This window comes from Cellvibrio sp. GW822-FHT04B05, assembly GCF_058800985.1.
On record NZ_JBXAMU010000001.1, the window covers coordinates 895,968 to 915,924 of the forward strand.

A 19,957-nucleotide genomic window follows, 5' to 3' on the forward strand; every position below is an offset into this window, starting at 1 on the left:
CTGCGACCAACATTCATTTATGATTAGAACAGATTCTATGAAGCGAGTTTTGATGCGAATTTTTGGCTGTTTTCTAGCGCTTTTCCTGTCTTTTGCCGTGCAGGCGCAAACCTTTCGTGTAAGCGATATACGTGTAGAAGGTTTGCAGCGTGTTTCTGCCGGTACGGTATTCAGTGCTTTGCCAATCCGTGTTGGTGATGTTCTTAACCAGGCCGATATTCAAAACGCAACTCGCGAATTGTTTAAGGTGGGTTACTTTTCCGATGTTGCCATCAAGCGCGATGGTGATGTTCTGGTATTGGTGATCAAAGAGCGTCCGGCCATTAACAAAATTGAGCTTAAGGGCAACAAGGCCATCAAAACTGAAAACCTGATGGACAGTCTTAAAGATAATAATTTGTCAGAAGGCCAAATTTTCCAGCGTGCAACCTTGGAAGGTATCACTCAGGCCTTGCAGCGCGAATATGTTAACCAGGGACGTTACGGCGCAAGCGTGAATATCGAAATTGAAGATATGCCGCGTAACCAGGTCAAGGTTCTGGTGAAAATCGATGAAGGTAGCCCTTCACGTATTAAACAAATCAATATCGTAGGCAACAACTCTTACTCTGAAGAAGAGTTGATCGATTTATTTGAGCTGAAAACAACAGGTATGTGGTCGTGGATTTCCGGTAACGACAAATATAACAAAGAAAAAATGAAAGGAGATCTGGAGCGCCTTGAGTCCTGGTATATGGACCGTGGTTACCTGAACTTCAAAATTGATTCGTCGCAAATTTCTTTGAGCCCGGACAAAGCTAAAATTTTCATCACCGTCAATATCAGCGAAGGTGATATTTATAAGGTGAGCGATATTGAACTCGCTGGTGATCCTGCTATTGATGAAAAAATTATTCGTCGCATGATTCTGATGCAGAAAGATCAGGTTTTCTCGCAGATCCTGATGACGACTTCAGAAGAATATGTGACCAAGCGTTTAGGTAATGAAGGTTATACCTTCGCAAAAGTAGAAGGTATGCCCGAGCGTAATGATGCAGATAAGACGGTAAAAATTACTTTCTTTATTGAGCCGGGCAAGCGCGCTTATGTAAACCGCATTAACTTTCGTGGCAATACGAAAACGGTCGATGAAGTCCTGCGTCGCGAGATGCGTCAGATGGAAGGTGGTTCAGCTAACTCGGCGCAAATCGAAAATTCCAAAGTTCGCCTGGAGCGTTTGGGCTTCTTTAAAGAAGTTAAGGTAGAGAATAAAGAAGTTCCTGGCACTTCAGATCAAATCGATGTTGAGTACACCGTTGAAGAGCAGCCATCGGGCAGTATGGGGTTGCAAGTTGGCTACGCGCAATATTCCGGCCTGTTGTTCTCCGCCAGCATCCAGCAAAACAACTGGTTTGGTACCGGTAAGCAAGTTGGTTTCAGTTTCAGCCATAACCGCTATCAAACATCTTATAACTTCAACTATAACGATCCTTATTTCACCCCTGATGGTGTGAGTCGTGGTGTGAGTTTGTATTACACCAAAAGCGATTACGGTTCATACAACATCACTCCTTACAGTACGAACGTATACGGTGGTAAGGTTAATTTTGGTTATCCTATTTCCGATATTGAGCGTATAGGATTTGATATTGGTTTGCGTAGCCTGGAAGTAGAACCAACGCGCTATTCCTCGCAGGAGATTATTCGCACGCCGGCCTGGAATCCAAACATGGGTTACATTACCCAGTCCGAAAATTATGCTTTAAACCAGCAACTTGTTAGTGGTATCGACTTTCCGAATGGCAGTTATGAATCTAAATCTTTCACCGAAGATATGCTGGGTGCACCCGGCTTTCTGGATGTTTATGGTGATACCTTTAACGATGCACAAGTCAGCATGTATTGGCTGCGTTCGACACTTAACCGCGGAATATTGGCTAACCGTGGAGCTTCACAGCAGCTAACTTTCGAGTTGTCATTGCCGGGCGGTGATTTGCAATACTATAAATTTGGCTACAACGGTCAAATTTTTAAACCGCTGACTCGCTCCCTTACATTGCGCTTGCATACTCGTTTGGGATACGCCGGTGCTTATGGTGATCTGGATGAGTTGCCATTCTTTGAACATTACTACGCCGGCGGCTTCGGTTCGGTTCGTGGGTTTGAGCGTAATACTCTTGGACCGCGTAGTTCGCCGCAGCGAAGCACTGATGAAACTATCGCATACACCGTTTGGGATGATCTCAATGGGGATGGGATTGTACAGGTAGGTGAACGTGGTGGTCCGGCATATATATTGTGTGAAGACCCTGACGCGCCAGGTATTGGATCTAACTCGAATAGATATCCGCGTATTTGTAATCCGGGTGAGTTAGTAAGCGATCTTATTGTAGGTAGTACTTATACTAGTCGGACCCGTGGTGCGTTTGGTGGCAATGTATTGATTCAGGGCGGTGCAGAGATTCTGTTCCCGTTACCTTTTATCAAGGATCAACGTTCTTTGCAGACAACCTTCTTCCTGGATGCAGGGAATGTGTTTGATACAGATTGTGGTGCGACTCAGGTAAATTGTTATGGTGTCGATCTTAGTCGTATTAACACATCAGTTGGTTTTGGTTTAACGTGGATTTCCGGTTTTGGCCCAATGACTTTCAGTATTGCGGAACCATTGCATGAAAATGAGGCGGATCGAACAGAAGTGTTCCAGTTCTCCTTGGGGCAAACTTTCTAACAATAATGTTTTAATCTACTATTTAAATTAAAGAGGAATAGATTGTGACTGTTACACAAAAAATATTTGCTGTTGTTGCGTTATCGCTAATGTCAGCTGTTACTTGGGCGCAAGGTAAAGTAGTTGTACTTGACCCAACTGGTGCAGTAATGGGAACTACAGCAGCAAAAGCTAAATTTGAAAAATTGCAAAAGAGTGCGGAATTTGCAGCTGCAAAAACCAAGCTTGATGGTTTGGCCGCGGATATTAAAGTTCTACAAGCTGAATACCAGAAAAACAGTGCGGTATGGAGCAAAGAACAAGTTGCTGAAAAAGAAAAGAAATTGCAGAGCCTTGGGCAAGATTACCAATTTCAAGGTAAAAAACTGCAGACAGAACAGCAGGCATTGATGCAACAAATCATGCAAGAGCTTGGTCCGAAAATGGAGGCTGCTGTTAAGCAACTCGTTGAATCTGAAAACATCGCTATGATTGTTGATGCGAAAGCGGTGATGATGTCGAAGCCGGAAAATGATTTGACGCCAAAAGTTACTGAATTGCTTAATAAAGCTAAGTAAACCAAGGTCTTTTAGATAATGAAGCGTTCTTATCTGCTGTCAGAATTGGCGCAATTGCTCGGTGCCGAGCTACGCGGTGATTCACAACAAGAAATAAGAGCGCTTGCTTCTATACAATCTGCAAATAATACTGATCTGACTTTTATCGCCAGTCCTGCTTATAAAAAGCATTTGACATCGACCAGGGCGGGTGCAGTATTGCTCAATGCAAATCTCGCCGACGAGTTTGCAGGCAATAAACTAATAGTCAAAAATCCTTACATTGCTTACGCGCGTCTCTCAGCACTATTTGAATTCCGCCGTGAAACTCCTTTAGGTATACATCCAACCGCCGTTGTGGGGAGTGAGTGTATTCTTGGTGAAAAGGTTTCTATTGGAGCGAATGCAGTAGTTGGGGATGGTGTAGTCTTGGGGGATGGGGTGAGTGTTGGTCCTGGCTGTTATATCGGTAACGACAGTGTAATTGGCAAAAACACCCAACTGGTAAGTAATGTCAGTATTTATCATGGCATTATTATTGGTGCTGATTGCTTGCTGCACAGCGGTTGTGTAATTGGTGCCGATGGTTTTGGTTTCGCGCCTGATGCAGGAAGCTGGGTTAAAATTCACCAGTTAGGTAGTGTGCAGATCGGCAACAAAGTAGAGATTGGTGCATGCACCTGCATTGATAGAGGTGCGCTGGATGATACTGTTATCGATGATGGTGTAATTATCGATAATCTGGTGCAAATAGCTCACAATGTTCACATTGGGCGAAATACAGCGATAGCTGCGCATAGTGCTATCGCCGGTAGTACAACAATTGGAGCCGGTTGCACTATTGCCGGTGCGGTGGGTATTGCCGGGCATTTGGTATTAGCTGATAACGTGCATATCACCGCTATGTCTCTGGTATCTGCTTCAATTTCAGAACCGGGATCTTATTCATCGGGCACAGCATTATCATCGACTAAAAATTGGCGTAAAAACGCAGTGCGTTTTCGTCAATTGGATGCATTGGCAACACGTTTAATAAAACTTGAACGCACTCATGGTGCGGAATAAATTTTTCATTGATTGCTTGGGGTTTGTACCATGATGGACGTTAACGAAATTCGCGAATATCTTCCGCATCGCTATCCATTTTTATTGGTGGATCGTGTTGTAGAATTGATTGAAGGCGAATCGATTATTGCGTACAAAAATATTACCGTTAACGAAGAGGTGTTTAATGGTCATTTCCCCCAAAGTCCTGTATTTCCTGGTGTAATGATTATTGAAGCTATGGCCCAAGCATCGGGGATTTTGGGTTTCAAAACCATGAACAAAAAACCGCAAGATGGTTCGATTTATCTTTTTGCGGGAGTAGATGATGTTCGCTTCAAGCGTCAGGTTATTCCAGGTGACCGATTGCAATTGGAATCTCGTGTTATTTCCGAGAAGCGCGGTATTTGGAAGTTTGAGTGTAAAGCCAGCGTCGATGGTGTATTGGCAGCATCTGCCACTATTCTCTGCGCTGATCGCAAAGTTTAATTCGCGTTAGCCTTAAATTAGCGAGAAACTATTTTGATAGATCCATCTGCAATTATTCATCCCGAAGCCAAACTTGCGGCGGATGTGAAAGTCGGTCCCTGGACAATTATTGGACCTCATGTCGAGATTGGCGAAGGCACCGTAATCGCGTCTCATGTGGTGCTAAAAGGTCCCACCGTTATTGGTAAACACAATCAGATCTACCAGTTTTCAACAGTAGGAGAAGACACCCCTGACCTGAAATACAAAGGTGAGCCAACTCGCTTGGTTATTGGCGATCACAATGTTATCCGTGAAGGTGTAACTATCCATCGCGGAACAATTCAGGATCGCGCCGAGACAACTATTGGTGATCATAATTTGTTGATGGCGTATGTGCATGTAGGTCATGACAGTGTGATTGGCAATCACTGCATTCTGGTGAATAACGTAGCGCTTGCAGGGCATGTACATATTGGTGATTGGGCAATTCTTAGTGGATTCACCTTGGTCCATCAATTTTGTAAAATCGGTGCTCATAGTTTTTCCGGAATGGGTACTGCAATCGGTAAAGATGTACCTGCTTATGTCATGGTGAATGGCAGTCCGGCGGAGGCGAAAAATATTAATGCAGAAGGACTTCGTCGTCGAGGCTTCACTAAAGAAGATATTAATTTGCTGACCAAGGCCTATAAGACGATCTATCGTCGTGGGCTGACTTTGGATGAGGCGTTGATTGAATTGCAGCCGCAAACTGCAGAATCTCCTGCATTACAAGTGTTGATTGATTCTCTGCATTCATCTACACGCGGAATAGTTCGCTAATCGCCAGTTATTAATTTTTCTGTGCACCTATTTGCACCGTTCTTGCAATAAGTAATGCAATAAAAATCCAGGGGGCTGAGTGTCTGATCACATACACATAGGTATTGTTGTCGGAGAGGCCTCCGGCGATATCCTTGGCGCTGCATTGATGCAAGAGCTGCGTAAGCATTTTCCTACAGCAGAGTTTTCCGGAATTGGCGGGCCACGCATGTTGGCACAAGGTTTCCATTCTTATTTTCCGCAAGATCGTTTGGCTGTGATGGGTTTGATTGAGCCCTTAAAGCGCCTCCCTGAATTATTGCGCATCCGCAAATTTCTACGCGAACATTTTATCGTTAACCCTCCTTCCGTATTTATTGGGGTCGATTCACCGGATTTTACTATTCCTCTGGAAGCATCGCTCAAAGAGCAAGGTATTAAAACGGTTCATTATGTAAGCCCCTCCGTATGGGCCTGGCGACAAAAAAGGATTTTTAAAATTGCGCGAGCGGTAGATTTAATGCTGACTTTGTTGCCATTTGAAGCGAAGTTTTATCATGAGCACAATGTTCCGGTAGAGTTTGTCGGGCATCACCTTGCTGATGAAATTCCGTTAGCGGTAGACAAGTTGGCCGCCCGTAAAATACTCGGTTTGCCAGAAGAAGGGCGCATAGTTGCGTTGTTGCCCGGTAGTCGCGCAAGTGAAGTTGAGCGTATGGGTGAATTATTTATGCGTACCGCAGTACATTGCCTCGAGCAAGATCCAAGTCTGCAATTTATTATTCCTGCGGCAAGCCCGGATCGCTACCGCCAGTTGCATATTGAATTAAATGATTATGTGGATTTTCCTATTGAGTTGATTAATGGTCACTCTCACGATGCTATGGCAGCAGCAGATGTAGTGTTGCTGGCATCCGGCACTGTAGCCTTAGAGGCGCTATTACTGAAAAAGCCAATGGTCGTTGCCTACATTGTGGCTCCTATCACATTCAAAATTTTGTCCTGGCTGGTAAAAACTCCGTGGATTTCTTTACCTAATCTGCTTGCCCAAAAGGAACTTGTACCTGAGTTGCTGCAGCATAAAGCAACGCCGGAAGCGCTATGTGCTGCGGTGATGAATTATTTTGAAAATCCTGATGAGGCTTTGGCATTGAGTCAAACTTTTACGCAAATGCACATCGAGTTAAAACGCGATGCCAGCGTTCGCGCCGCTGAAGCAGTTGCTCGATTAATCCAAAAAAATTAATATCAAGGTGTCCCTGTGCTTGAGCCATTTATCAGTGTTTATCAAGGTTTATTCTTCGCCGGTTGTGATGAAGTAGGGCGTGGGCCGTTAGCGGGTGACGTAGTAGCCGCTGCGGTTATTCTTGATCCTGAAAACCCGATCATTGGTTTGGATGATTCCAAAAAGCTTACCGAAAAAAAACGCGAGCAATTATTTATTGAAATCCAGTTGAAAGCAAAGAGCTGGTGTATTGCGCGTGCGTCTGTTGCAGAAATCGATAAAATCAATATTTTACAAGCCAGTTTGTTGGCTATGCACCGTGCTGTTCAAGGACTGCATATTCAACCGGAGCATGTTCTGGTTGATGGAAACAAACTGCCAAAATGGAATTACACATCAGAGGCAGTTGTGAAAGGTGATAGTCGGGTCGCCGCGATCAGTGCTGCTTCAATCCTCGCCAAAGTAACGCGTGATCGTGAAATGATTGAGCTGGATAAAGTATATCCAGGTTATGGTTTTGCCGATCATAAAGGTTATCCAACCAAGGTTCATATGGATGCACTGGACAGGTTGGGGATAACACCAATACATCGTACGTCCTACGCTCCTGTGCGAGCAAAAATCGAACAAATTTCGCTGTTCTAATTATTTTATCCATTCAAGAAAATTATTATGCCCGCTGCTAATTTTGTGCACCTGCGTTTGCATACCGAATTCTCGCTTAGCGATAGCTTGGTGAGAATTAAATCGCTTGTTAAACGTGTGGCAGAATTGAATATGCCCGCTTGTGCAATCACCGATCAAACCAATTTTTATGGACTGATTAAATTTTATAAGGCAGCGCAAGGTGCTGGCGTAAAACCGATTGCAGGCAGCGATTTCTGGATCACCAGCAACGATAGTGAAGGTAAGCCAACGCTCATCACTTTATTGGCGATGAATGATAAGGGTTATAAAAATATTATTGAGTTGATTTCCCTCGGTTGGCGGCAGGGGCAGCAGCAAGGTGTTGCCTATATACAGCGCGAATGGATTTGCGAGCACAGTGAAGGTGTTATTGCATTATCCGGTGGAAAGTTTGGCGATATAGGCATGGCTTTGCTAGGTGGCAGAACAACGCAAGCGGCCGAATTGCTACAGGCCTGGATGCAGGATTTCCCTAACCGGTTTTATCTTGAGTTGCAGCGTACCGGAAGAGAAAACGATGAAAATCATCTCCACGCAGCAGTGGATTTAGCGTCGCAATTAAATTGCCCGGTAGTGGCAACCAATGATGTGCGCTTTTTAAAAGCCAGCGAATTTGAGGTGCATGAAGCCCGTGTTTGTATTAGCGAAGGGCGCACGCTTGATGATCCCCGTCGCGAACGTCGTTACAGTGACCAACAATATTTACGCTCTGCGGAAGAGATGGTTGAGCTTTTCAGTGATATTCCTGAAGCCATTACCAACACGATCGAAATCGCCAAACGCTGCACTATTAATATCCAAATGGGTAAATATTTTTTGCCAGCATATCCAGTGCCGGAAGGTCTTACCGAGGCCGGGTTTTTCCGTAAAATTTCCCATGAAGGGTTGGATGAAAGACTTGAGCGGATTCTGGATAAATCTGCTGCGGATTACACTGAGCGTCGCAAAGTATACGAAGACCGTTTGAATTTCGAATTGGATATTATTAACCAAATGGGATTCCCTGGTTATTTCCTTATCGTAATGGACTTTATCCAATGGGCTAAAGACCATGATATTCCGGTAGGGCCGGGACGTGGCTCGGGGGCGGGTTCGCTCGTTGCCTATTCGTTAAAAATTACCGATCTCGATCCACTTGAATACGATTTGCTGTTTGAACGTTTCTTGAATCCCGAGCGGGTTTCCATGCCCGACTTCGATATCGATTTCTGTATGGATAACCGCGATAAGGTTATCTCTTACGTTGCTGATAATTATGGCCGCGACGCCGTTAGCCAGATTATTACCTTCGGTACCATGGCCGCAAAAGCGGTAGTGCGCGATGTGGCACGTGTACAAGGAAAGTCTTACGGTCTTGCCGATAAACTTTCCAAAATGATTCCACCCACACCGGGTATGACACTTGCGCAAGCGCTACAAGAGGAGCCGCAGCTTAAAGAATTTATTGAGCAGGATGGCGATGCCGGTGAAATTTGGGAGATGGCAGTACAGCTTGAAGGCCTGACGCGTAACGTGGGTAAACATGCCGGTGGTGTGGTAATAGCACCAACCAAACTTACCGATTTCTCGCCACTCTATTGTGATGAAACGGGCGGCGGTTTGGTTACCCAATTTGATAAAGGTGATGTGGAAGAAGCGGGCTTGGTGAAGTTTGACTTCCTCGGTTTGCGTACGCTTACGATTATCGATTGGGCGCGTATTATGATCGATAAACAGCGCATTAAAAAAGGCGAAGAACGGCTTGATATCAGTGCGATTCCGCTTGATGATCCCAAAACGTTTGGTTTGTTAAAACGCGCTGAAACGACTGCGGTATTCCAGTTGGAATCGCGCGGCATGAAAGATTTGATTAAACGTTTGCAGCCAGACAATATCGAAGATCTGATTGCATTGGTAGCGCTCTTTCGTCCTGGCCCGTTGGAATCGGGAATGGTTGACGACTTTATTAACCGCAAGCATGGCCGCGCACAAGTTGCTTATCCCGATGCCAAATTCCAGCATCACACATTAAAGCCCGTTTTGGAACCGACTTACGGTGTAATTGTTTACCAGGAACAGGTAATGCAAATCGCGCAGGTGCTTGCGGGCTACACACTTGGCGGCGCTGATATGTTGCGTCGTGCAATGGGTAAGAAAAAGCCGGAGGAAATGGCCAAGCAGCGTGAGGTATTTGAAAGCGGTGCAAAAAATCAGGGGGTGGATCCTGAGTTGGCGATTAAAATTTTCGACCTGGTGGAAAAATTTGCGGGCTACGGTTTTAATAAATCTCACTCTGCTGCTTACGCAATTGTTTCGTATCAGACTGCTTGGCTAAAAGCGCATTACCCAGCGCATTTTATGGCGGCAACTATGTCTTCGGACATGGATAAAACCGATAAGGTTGTTACCTTTATCGAAGAATGCCGCACGATGAAATTAAAATTGTTACCACCAGATGTTAACTCGGGCGAATTTCATTTTACGGTAGACGATGCAGGTCGAATTATTTACGGTTTGGGTGCGATTAAAGGTTTGGGTGAAGGGCCGGTTGAATCAATTATTGCCGCGCGTAATGAGGGCGGCCCATTTAAAGATCTATTCGATTTCTGCGCCCGCGTTGATTCACGCAAAGTCAATAAGCGGGCAATGGAAGCAATTATTCGCTCCGGCGCGGCCGATAATTTGGGGCCAACCTGCAATACACCGCAACACAATATTGATCACGACCGTGCGGTGATGTTTGCAGCTATGAGTGAAGCAGTAAAAACTGCGGAGCAGGCAATGGCGAACACCAATGCGGGCATGATGGATTTATTCGGTGCTGTTATTGCAAGCGATGACTCGACTGCCGATGTGTACAGCGATTTCAGACGTGTACGCATCTGGACGATGAAAGAGCGTTTGAATGCTGAAAAAGAAACCTTGGGTTTATATCTTACCGGTCATCCAATCGATGAATATGAAAGTGAGTTAACCCACTTGGTCGGCTCGCGCATCGCCAACTTAAAGCCGGAAAAAGGCACCCAGACAATTGCCGGGCTCGTGATTTCGCAGCGGGTTGTACGAACCAAGCGCGGTGACAATATGGCCATTTTGACTATAGATGATCGTACCGGACGCATGGACATCACACTGTTTGCCGAGACCTTTAATAATTCGCGTGATGTTTTAGCGAAAGAGGGCCTGTTGGTGATCAGTGGTCAGGTGAGGTATGACGATTTTAGCGGCATGTTAAAAATGAGTGCCGAAAACTTGCGCTTGCTTGCCGACGTGCGTCAGGAAAAGGTGCGTGAACTCTGGTTAGAGTTGGAGTCTGGCGCCTTACCGGCCAATTTTTCACGGGAGTTAGGTGAAATGTTGGATCCTTATCGCCAGTCACCACAACAGGAGGCGCGTTGCGCGATAGTGGTTGACTACCTGCGCAGTGATTCGCGCGCGCAATTGCGCTTTGGCAATCATTGGAACGTTCGGCCGGAAGATGAATTATTACAGCGCTTGCGTGATAGTTACGGCAGCGGGCGAGTCAAACTGGTCTACTAATCCTGATGTAGATGCCTTATTTTTGCCATTTGTCAACGGTCATATCAGGAGGCATTTCCCCCCAATTTCGCTGGAAAAGATCGACTAAATCGCCCATTTCGCGTAAGGTAGCGACCCAATTGTGCCTCCTGCTATTCTGACTGAAAAGTCGACAATAGCAGGCTGTCGCACTTACCTCACAAGTCAAAATGGTAGTTTCCTACCCGGATCAAGAGCTCGCTATGAATCTGAATTATCTGGATTTTGAACAGCCCATCGCCGAACTCGAAGGCAAGATTGAAGAATTACAATTGGTTGGCAATAGTTCGGATGTGAACATTGCCGATGAAGTTGCCAAGTTACGTGAAAAAAGCACCAAGCTGACTGAAACTATCTATTCCAAGCTGACTGCCTGGGATATCGTAAAAGTTGCCCGTCATCCTTTGCGTCCTTATACATCGGATTATATTTCCCGTGTATTTACTGAGTTTGACGAGTTGCATGGCGACCGTCATTTTGGGGATGACCACGCTATTATCGGTGGTGTAGCGCGTTTGGATGGCAAACCGGTAATGGTTATCGGCGAAGAAAAAGGCCGCACCGTCCATGAAAAAGTGATGCGCAACTTTGGTATGCCGCGTCCTGAAGGCTATCGCAAAGCTTTGCGTTTGATGGAAATGGCTGAGCGTTTCAAGCTCCCTGTACTGACGTTGATTGATACCCCCGGTGCCTATCCAGGTATCGACTCGGAAGAGCGCGGTATTTCCGAATCTATTGCACAAAACCTTGCTGTCATGTCGCGCCTGCGCACTCCTATTATTTGTACTGTAATTGGTGAAGGCTCATCCGGTGGTGCTCTTGCGATTGGTGTGGGCGATCAATTGAACATGCTGCAATACTCAACCTATTTCGTTATCTCTCCTGAAGGTTGCGCCAACATCATTTGGAAAACTGTTGCCAAAGCACCGGAAGCAGCCCAGGCGATGGGTGTGACTTCCAAGATATTGCAAGACTTGGGAATTGTTGATGAAACTATTCCTGAGCCTTTAGGCGGTGCCCATCGCAATACCGATGATATGGCGAGAAAGCTACAGGAGCGTTTGATTGCACAGGTTGATCGCTTGAGCAAAGAACCTATTGATGCTTTGCTGGAGCGCCGTTACCAGCGCTTGATGAGCTACGGTAATTAAATACGAATAGCATAAAAAAACCGCTGATAAAAGTCAGCGGTTTTTTTATGTCTGTCAGTTTTAGATTTAATCGCGTTTAAAAATACTGTCGGAGATTTCCCGGAAGATATTGCGGCGTCGCGGCTTTTGGTCGCTTTTGATTTCATCGCGAAGTTGTGGTGGTGGAATTTCCTGTACCAGACGAAAGCCAATAGATTTGCGTGATTTGCTTGCCGTAAACGCAATCTGTGAATAAGCCGTAATTGACTCTACATTACTAACAAATGATCCGCCACGCACAGCGCGTTTTAAACAGCTTTGTTTCGATACTTTATCGGCGCAATCATTGATCCATTCGGCAACATTTCCTGCGGTATCATGAATACCAAAATCATTGGGAGGAAAACTGCCAACAGGTTTTGTCTCATTATTAAAAAAAATTTTCCATAATGATTTACAGCCATAGCGGCAGTTTGCCCGTTGTTGTGCATCAGCTTCATTGTTACCCCACCAATAACTGCTCGTAGTATTGCCGCGCGCAGCATATTCCCATTCAATTGCGGTCGGCAGGCGATAATTTTTTCCTGTCGTTTTGCCCAGCCAATTCGCGTAGGCAATAGCATCATCCCAGCTGATATTGATAACGGGGCGTTCGCCGCGCCCCCAGCCCATGTCATCGGGTAATGCACGGTTGGTCGCCAGCGCAAAAAAATCATATTCGTTAAAGGTAATTTCGTAGCGGCCAATAAAAAAATCCTGTCCAATATTGATTGGTTTGGTATTGCCATCATTGGGATTATTGGCATTACCCATCAAAAAATTACCGCCAGTTAAGCGCACCATATCGGATAATGGTAATTGGCTCGTGTCTGTTATTTGAGTGGATTTTTGTAGCGTTACATCCAATGCCTGATTGCTTTGGTTTAACCGTATCCATTTGGTTTTGGTGAGATAACCGGGGTGACTTACTTCGATGTGGTAGGCGGCCGCTGGAAGCGCTATGCCGGGCGCGTACTTTTCTTTAATGTTAAGGATTCTAATGCGCGCCTCGGCAGGGGAAGGTGTGACGGTAAACCTTAAGGTATTCGTGGTTGCATCAAAACTTTCCGCTGTCGCAGTATTTTTGTTATCAGGTACCAGAGTTGCCCATTGTGTAGCGGTATTTACTCCAGATTCAGGATAAATAATGGTGTTGCCAGCGGCCAATAAAATTAGCACAACTATGGCACTATAAATCCAATAGCGTTTGTGGCGGTTTTCGCTGAAGATTTCGTGTCTGGATAAATCATCAGATTGATTACCTGAAATGGGAACTGATATCCGCGTAGCAACGAGTGTTTGTTGCAGTGCAGAAGCAGGAACAAAAGGAACTTCATTTGATTGCCGTTTAAATTTGCGTGTTAATGTTTGAACGTGAACGGATGCTTTTTGGGCGAGAAATCTGGCATTTTGCTTAATCAAATGCCCTGCGGTTTTTATTAACGGTAAAAATGATGCTCTTCCATTTTTACCGTGCAGCAAAAATGTGTTGGTATTAAAAGATTTCAGTTCTGCGATTAATTCTTTTGCCGTTTGAAATCGCTGCTCGGGTTTTTTAGCGAGCAATTTGTCCAGGGTAGGTTGCAGAGCAAATAAATTGAGCGGCAACCTGGGGGCTTGTTCATGGATGTGTTTTATTCCCAGCGCAAGCGAGCTATCGGCATGAAACGGTCGCTGCCCGGTCAGCATTTCAAACAGCACTATACCCAAACTATATAAATCAGAGCGACCATCGCTGGGCTCACCTTTTGCCTGTTCGGGACTCATGTAGTAGGGCGTGCCGACAATAGTTCCTGCCTGGGTCATATTGGCTTTGGATTTTATCGTCCGTGCAATGCCAAAATCGGTGAGTACAGGTGAGCCATCATCGCGAAAGAGAATGTTTTCCGGTTTGATGTCGCGGTGCACATAACCTTTACTGTGTGCATGTTCTAATGCGGCCGCAATTCCCAAAGCAATTTTTAAAGTTTCCTCGATAGTTATTCCGTTACTGATTTTTTCATCCAGTGAACCTTTGGATAAAAACTCCATGGAGATGTAATTTAATTCCTGGTGTCGTCCAATGTCATAGATGGGAATAATATTGGGATGGGACAGCTGTCCAATGATGTTAGCTTCACGCTGAAAACGCTGATGGAATTCCGGGTCTTTATCAAGCGCAGGCTTCATGACTTTCAATGCCACTGTGCGCCCGACACTGTGTTGGGTCGCAAGATAGACAGTCGCCATGCCGCCACTGTTAATTTTTTTGATGATGGTATAGCCAGGAATTTGCATCTTATTAATAAATCATATTTGTGCAGGCAAAGAGGAATATGTCGCGATTGATTTTAACGGAGATTGCTGAATATAAACTGGCTGTGTTGCACAAATCCTTTTGCGCTGCGTTCATCCATCACTTACCGGTAGGCAGAAGCGGAGATTATTTTTTCGGGCTACCGGGTTTGCCGTGAGGTTTTTTCCCGATGGGGCGATTATTGTTATGTTGCGGTTTGCTCGTCTTGGTACCAATGAATTCTTTTTTCGCAGATGATCTCGTCGGCTTGGTAGCGGTTGCCTGCACATTGAATTTTTTGGCACTTTCAAACTTATCACCAAACGCTTTGGCTGCAGGTTTACTCGCTATGGACGTCGATTGGTGATTGCCCGCTTTGCCAGTAAACTTTCCTGAACCGGGTTTGCCGCCTGGTTTCCCCGCGCGCGCATTTGGGTTGTGGCCGCGCCCGGTCGTGCGCGTATCCGCTTTCTCATCCGGGATCAACGCCGAAGTGCTATTGCCGATTAAGTGAGATTTGCGCATGCTGCGCAATGCTTCACGGATAATCGGCCAGTTAGCTGGATCGTGATAGCGCAACAAGGCTTTTTGCAGGCGGCGCTGTTCTATTCCGCGTGGGATATTAATTTTTCCACTCTTATAGGTGAGCTTTTTCAGCGGATTTCGTTCGCTTACATACATAGCAGTCGCCAGTGACATGGGCGATGGGTAAAAGGTTTGCACCTGATCCACTTCAAAATTGTTTTTCTTCAACCAGAGTGCAAGGTTGAGCATATCTTCATCCTGCGTGCCTGGGTGAGCGGCGATAAAGTACGGAATTAAAAATTGTTCCTTGCCTGCTTCTTTCGAAAACTTATCAAACATGCGTTTGAAATCGTAGTAGCTGCTCATTTTCGGTTTCATCATTTGCTCAAGCACGCCATCTTCGGTGTGCTCGGGGGCAATTTTCAAATAACCGCCAACGTGATGTGTGACTAGTTCTTTTACATATTCGGGATCGCGTACGGCTAAGTCATAACGCAAACCCGATGCAATTGAGATGCGATTCACACCTTTAACGTTGCGCGCAGCGCGATAAAGCGCTGTTGTATGCTTGTGATCGGTGGTTAAATTTTTACAGATGGTCGGGTATACGCAAGACAGGCGACGGCATTTGGAAAGCGTTGGCATATCTTTGCAGGTAAGGCGATACATGTTCGCAGTGGGGCCGCCCAAGTCAGAAATATGCCCGGTAAATCCCGGTACTTTTTCGCGGATATCTTCAATTTCTTTCAGGATCGATTCTTGCGAACGGCTTTGGATAATACGGCCTTCATGCTCGGTGATTGAACAAAATGTGCAGCCACCAAAACAGCCGCGCATGATATTCACCGAGGTTTTAATCATGTCGTAGGCGGGAATTTTTTGTTTGCCATAGCTCGGATGCGGCACGCGCGCGTAGGGTAAATCAAACACACCATCCAGTTCATCGGTTTCCAACGGAATCGGTGGCGGGTTGATCCAGACTTCGCGGTTTTCATGTTTTTGGATCATCGGACGCGCGTTATAAGGATTCGCTTCCTGATGCAAAACCCGCGAGGCGTGCGCATATAAAATCGAGTCTTTGCGTACTTTGTCGAATGAAGGTAAACGCACATACACTTTTTCGTTATCAACCAGGTCGCTGCGATTTTGTAATGGCATGGGAATAATACGTATCGGCTGCGGATCATTGGGATTGAGCACTTTTTCGCTTTCGATTCCCTGTGCAGGGCAACCCTGCGTCTTTAATTGATCAGCGGCTTCCGGATTTAAGGCTGCAATTTGCTCGGCCATTTTTTCCGGATCGAGTTGGCGTAAACCAATTTGTGAATTGTTAACGTCTGCTTGCGCAGCATCTACAACGGATTTTGGATTGTGTTGATATTCATAGGGATTTGGCAATTTATCGATGTTGCCTGGCCAGTCGATGCGTGTTGAATCGATTTCCGTCCAGCCAGCGGGTGCTTCTTTTTTAATAACCACTGTGCCGCGAATACTGTCCAGCTCTTTGATACTTTTACCTTCCGCCAACGAATGCGCAATTTCGGCAATAGCGCGTTCGGCGTTGCCATATAGCAGAATGTCAGCAGTGGCATCGATCAATACCGAGCGGCGGACTTCATTGCTCCAGTAATCATATTGGGCGATGCGGCGCAAACTGGCCTCGATTCCGCCGAGCACAATCGGCACATCTTTGTAGGCTTCTTTGCAGCGTTGGCTGTACACAGTTACTGCGCGGTCGGGACGTTTACCGCCTTGGCCGCCGGGAGTGTAGGCGTCGTCCGAGCGCATACGCAGGTCGGCAGTGTAGCGGTTGATCATAGAATCCATGTTGCCCGCGCTCACACCAAAAAACAGGTTGGGTTTGCCCAGCGCCTTGAAGGGTTCGGCACTGCGCCAATCAGGTTGGGCGATGATACCCACACGAAACCCCAGAGACTCCATAAACCGGCCAATCACTGCCATACCAAAGCTCGGGTGATCCACATAGGCATCGCCGCACACGATGATAATGTCGCAGCTATCCCAGCCCAAATTATCCATTTCCTGCCGACTCATCGGCAGGAAGGGCGCGGGCTTATAGGTTTTCACATGGGCGTGGATATTGGGTTTTGCGTAGGAAAACAGATGTTTGGCGGTGCTGTTCATGCTTGGGTACTGCGCTGGGGAAGAATCAGGCGGCTATTGTCCCAGAAATAGGCTTGCCTATACAGCATTAAGCTGAAACTTGAGGTAATAGTTGAAATACGGGAACATCTGCTAAGCTCGAAATCTGATAGCAATAATCACTTAAGAATCGGGGCTTGGAATGGGATATAGCAACGCAGATCGGACCGTTAGCCAAAACACGCAGACTCAGCAAGAGCAGCAGCATAATGGAACTGCACAATTTGCAGATAATCGCATCAGCTCAGTTGCCCGCTTGCAGACTCAGGGAATGATGCATGCAAGTCCCCGGGCAATTGCGCAACGCAAAACACAAACGTCAATGCAGTCTTCGGCAATCACTCAAAAACAAATGGATCAATGCGCTGAGCATGAAGCATCATTACAAGCAAAATTTGCGGCTGAATCTACAGTACAACTCGAAGAAAACCCCAATAACACGGGCATGCCCAACCAACTTAAAGTCGGTATTGAATCCCTTTCTGGTATGAGTATGGATCATGTCAAGGTTCACTATAACTCAGATAAACCTGCGCAACTCAATGCCCATGCTTATGCGCAGGGCAGCGATATTCATCTGGCACCGGGACAGGAAAAGCATTTGCCCCATGAGGCGTGGCATGTGGTGCAGCAGGCTCAGGGCAGAGTAAAACCAACTATGCAAATGAAAGGTAATGTATCGGTTAATGATGAGGTGGGATTGGAGAATGAAGCGGATGTAATGGGGAGTAGGGCATTGAAGGATGGAGGAGGGGTTATTCAGTATGCAAAGGGGTTGGGTAATACTGCACAGCGAACTGGGTCAGTTGTCATTCAGCGGGTATTTAGCCCGGATGCAGCTAGGTCATTTGTAATGCCGAAACTGGTCGGTATCGTATGGCCAGATAAGAAGCCAAGTGATCTATTCACGTGGTTTCGCGCTTTGCGTGGCGTAGCTGCCGCTCTTAAAGCTAATCCACGATGGGAGCAAGATGAAGATGGGCAAGCAGAAAGTCAGGCGGCAATTGTTGAGGTTTTGGAAGCGCAGTGGGCGGTGGTTGCAGTGGAAAAGGAGCGTTTGAGAGCCGAAGAAGAACTACGTCTGGCGAAAGAGGATGCAGCTACCCGAGTGACGCCTGCTTTGCAAAAACATGTTTTTAAAGGTGATTTTAAAGAGGGGACTACCACTCCAACAGGCTATCATTCTGCGGCGGAAGGCTCTTCAACTCATACTACCTACGGTAGCAAAACGGCGATTGATGGATTGGGAATCTATCAACAAAGCGTCAAAGGAGCGCTTGCTCCCAAAACTAAAAAACCTATTCAATCTACTTTTTTCCCCGAGCAAATTAATGGTAGAAGTACCACAAAAGACGATGTGATATTGGCGCTGGGAACAGCGATGAACAGCGAATCAAAAACAGTAAAATTTCCACTCACCTGGCGCGGAATGGTAATCACTAAAGTTGGTGATACATGGTTTCCAACTGGAGGGAGTGATGATTTATTGGCGGAGTAGTGCCAACAGTTTGTTAACTCATTCTGCAAAAGCTATCGCGCTAGCGCAACAATCACTTTCCCGGAATCTCACACTCGTCCAAATTCGAGTTTTCATCACCGCGATAGCTATCTAAACCTTCAGCATGTGCAGTGATAGCTGCATAAATTATTGCGCTTGTTGTTGCAACAGCGTTTCGTATCCACCTTCGTTCACCGCATTTTTAAATCCCATGGCTTGCAAGGTTTGCTGGGCGATACCGGAGCGGTTGCCCGAGCGGCAGTAAAGGTGGATGGTTGCGTCTTTATCGGTAGTGACTTCGCTAATGCGTACAGCGATTTCTTCGTAGGGAATATGGGTAGCACCTTCAAGGTGGCCGGCATTAAATTCGTCGGCGGTGCGGACATCAATCCAAATTTCATTTGCGTGGGTAAAGGTGGACATGATCAACAATAAACCTGTTATGAATAAGAAATCTAGGCTGCGCAGCATAGCAATCTCCTGTTGATGTGATCCACTTTTATAGATAACAGAAACAACTACGCCCGCAATGCGGGCGTAATTGGAGGGTGTTGGATATCTATCCAGTGCGATTACACGCTCGCCAATAATCTGTCGTACTTGCGGCTGAGCATGTCGTAGAACTGTTCGCGGACTTGCACGATGGTATTTTTCAGCGCGGTAATTTGCTCCAGCGAAATATCCTTGCGGCCGATGTAAACCTGCTTGCGGTACACGGCAATCTTGGCGCCGTACAAGCGCAGGCTGCGCTCCAGATTCTTCTCGCCCAGCATCAGCAATTTGGCTTCAGCTTCGGCCAATTTTTTAAACTCTGCCACTAACTCGGTGTTCACCGCATCCAGCTCGATACGACGCGCCTGTGGCCAGCGCTCGCCGAATTGAATCGACTCCACCACCAGTGACGAATATTTGGCGAATATGTGGGTAACGGTTCCAACCTGGGTGGATACCTCTTCCAGAATCTGCAGGCGGCGATTGTCGCGCGCACTGGTGCCTGGTTGGCTATTGCCTTTGCGCAGCACAACCCAGGCGGTCACGGCAGCAATCAAGGCGCCCAAGCCAATTTTCAGGGAAGTATCGGTTAATTGTAGAAAAAGCTCGTTATCCATTTGGTAGTGCCCCTCTGTCAGAAAAACGGCGGTTTAGATGCGTTGACAGGGTTTTTGCAAAAAATAGGCCAGTAAGTGAGCTTCGCGATGTGTTGAGCTAACTGGCAGTGCTTACTTCAAGATATGCCGTGAATCAATCCCTGGCGCTAGACTTCGACCGTCACAATAGGTCCCTGCTATTCGCGACACTTTCCACATCCATGTGGG

14 protein-coding genes are annotated in these 19,957 nt (G+C 46.2%); 10 read left to right on the forward strand and 4 right to left on the reverse strand.

All coding sequences use genetic code 11. The annotated features are described in order from the left end of the window. Positions 1-52: 52 nt before the first annotated feature. The 9 genes from bamA to AC1RJL_RS03700 all read left to right on the forward strand — a co-directional run bounded on the left by bamA (position 53) and on the right by AC1RJL_RS03700 (position 12,162). A complete protein-coding gene (gene bamA / locus AC1RJL_RS03660) occupies positions 53-2,710 on the forward strand; it encodes an outer membrane protein assembly factor BamA (RefSeq protein ID WP_492911767.1) in 2,658 nt (885 codons plus the stop codon). Between the two features lie 44 nt (positions 2,711-2,754). Beyond that, positions 2,755-3,267: an OmpH/Skp family outer membrane protein gene (locus AC1RJL_RS03665; protein WP_492911391.1), complete on the forward strand. Its 513-nt coding sequence runs from the start codon at positions 2,755-2,757 to the stop codon at positions 3,265-3,267. Positions 3,268-3,285: 18 nt separating this feature from the next. Next, positions 3,286-4,311 (forward strand): UDP-3-O-(3-hydroxymyristoyl)glucosamine N-acyltransferase, encoded by a 1,026-nt coding sequence (gene lpxD / locus AC1RJL_RS03670; RefSeq protein ID WP_492911392.1) that lies wholly within the window; start codon positions 3,286-3,288, stop codon positions 4,309-4,311. A 30-nt stretch (positions 4,312-4,341) separates the two neighbouring features. Further along, a complete protein-coding gene (gene fabZ / locus AC1RJL_RS03675) occupies positions 4,342-4,779 on the forward strand; it encodes a 3-hydroxyacyl-ACP dehydratase FabZ (RefSeq protein WP_435783638.1) in 438 nt (145 codons plus the stop codon). Positions 4,780-4,812: 33 nt separating this feature from the next. Beyond that, on the forward strand, positions 4,813-5,583 hold the full coding sequence (gene lpxA / locus AC1RJL_RS03680; protein ID WP_492911393.1) for an acyl-ACP--UDP-N-acetylglucosamine O-acyltransferase: 771 nt from the start codon (positions 4,813-4,815) through the stop codon (positions 5,581-5,583). A gap of 79 nt (positions 5,584-5,662) precedes the next feature. Beyond that, a complete protein-coding gene (gene lpxB, locus AC1RJL_RS03685) occupies positions 5,663-6,808 on the forward strand; it encodes a lipid-A-disaccharide synthase (RefSeq protein WP_492911394.1) in 1,146 nt (381 codons plus the stop codon). Between the two features lie 15 nt (positions 6,809-6,823). Beyond that, entirely contained in the window at positions 6,824-7,432 is a 609-nt protein-coding gene (gene rnhB, locus AC1RJL_RS03690) for a ribonuclease HII (RefSeq protein ID WP_492911395.1), read from the forward strand. 27 nt (positions 7,433-7,459) lie between these two features. After that, the gene (gene dnaE, locus AC1RJL_RS03695; RefSeq protein WP_492911396.1) at positions 7,460-10,993 is read left to right on the forward strand and encodes a DNA polymerase III subunit alpha; all 3,534 of its coding nucleotides are present in this window, start codon (positions 7,460-7,462) and stop codon (positions 10,991-10,993) included. 221 nt (positions 10,994-11,214) lie between these two features. Continuing rightward, positions 11,215-12,162: an acetyl-CoA carboxylase carboxyltransferase subunit alpha gene (locus tag AC1RJL_RS03700; RefSeq protein ID WP_492911397.1), complete on the forward strand. Its 948-nt coding sequence runs from the start codon at positions 11,215-11,217 to the stop codon at positions 12,160-12,162. Between the two features lie 66 nt (positions 12,163-12,228). Here AC1RJL_RS03700 and AC1RJL_RS03705 read toward each other — a convergent pair whose 3' ends face one another. Both AC1RJL_RS03705 and AC1RJL_RS03710 read right to left on the reverse strand, forming a co-directional pair. Next, positions 12,229-14,457 (reverse strand): bifunctional serine/threonine-protein kinase/formylglycine-generating enzyme family protein, encoded by a 2,229-nt coding sequence (locus AC1RJL_RS03705; RefSeq protein WP_492911398.1) that lies wholly within the window; start codon positions 14,455-14,457, stop codon positions 12,229-12,231. A gap of 145 nt (positions 14,458-14,602) precedes the next feature. After that, the gene (locus AC1RJL_RS03710; protein WP_492911768.1) at positions 14,603-17,035 is read right to left on the reverse strand and encodes a YgiQ family radical SAM protein; all 2,433 of its coding nucleotides are present in this window, start codon (positions 17,033-17,035) and stop codon (positions 14,603-14,605) included. 250 nt (positions 17,036-17,285) lie between these two features. Between AC1RJL_RS03710 and AC1RJL_RS03715 the strand changes: the two genes are divergently transcribed. Continuing rightward, complete coding sequence (locus AC1RJL_RS03715) at positions 17,286-18,641, forward strand: eCIS core domain-containing protein (protein WP_492911399.1); 1,356 nt, start codon at positions 17,286-17,288, stop codon at positions 18,639-18,641. A gap of 147 nt (positions 18,642-18,788) precedes the next feature. On the opposite strand, the gene AC1RJL_RS03720 is transcribed toward AC1RJL_RS03715, so the two are convergent. Beyond that, positions 18,789-19,112, reverse strand: a complete 324-nt coding sequence (locus AC1RJL_RS03720) for a rhodanese-like domain-containing protein (RefSeq protein ID WP_492911400.1) — start codon at positions 19,110-19,112, stop codon at positions 18,789-18,791. Between the two features lie 101 nt (positions 19,113-19,213). Then, positions 19,214-19,750 (reverse strand): energy transducer TonB, encoded by a 537-nt coding sequence (locus tag AC1RJL_RS03725; RefSeq protein WP_492911401.1) that lies wholly within the window; start codon positions 19,748-19,750, stop codon positions 19,214-19,216. Positions 19,751-19,957: the final 207 nt, after the last annotated feature.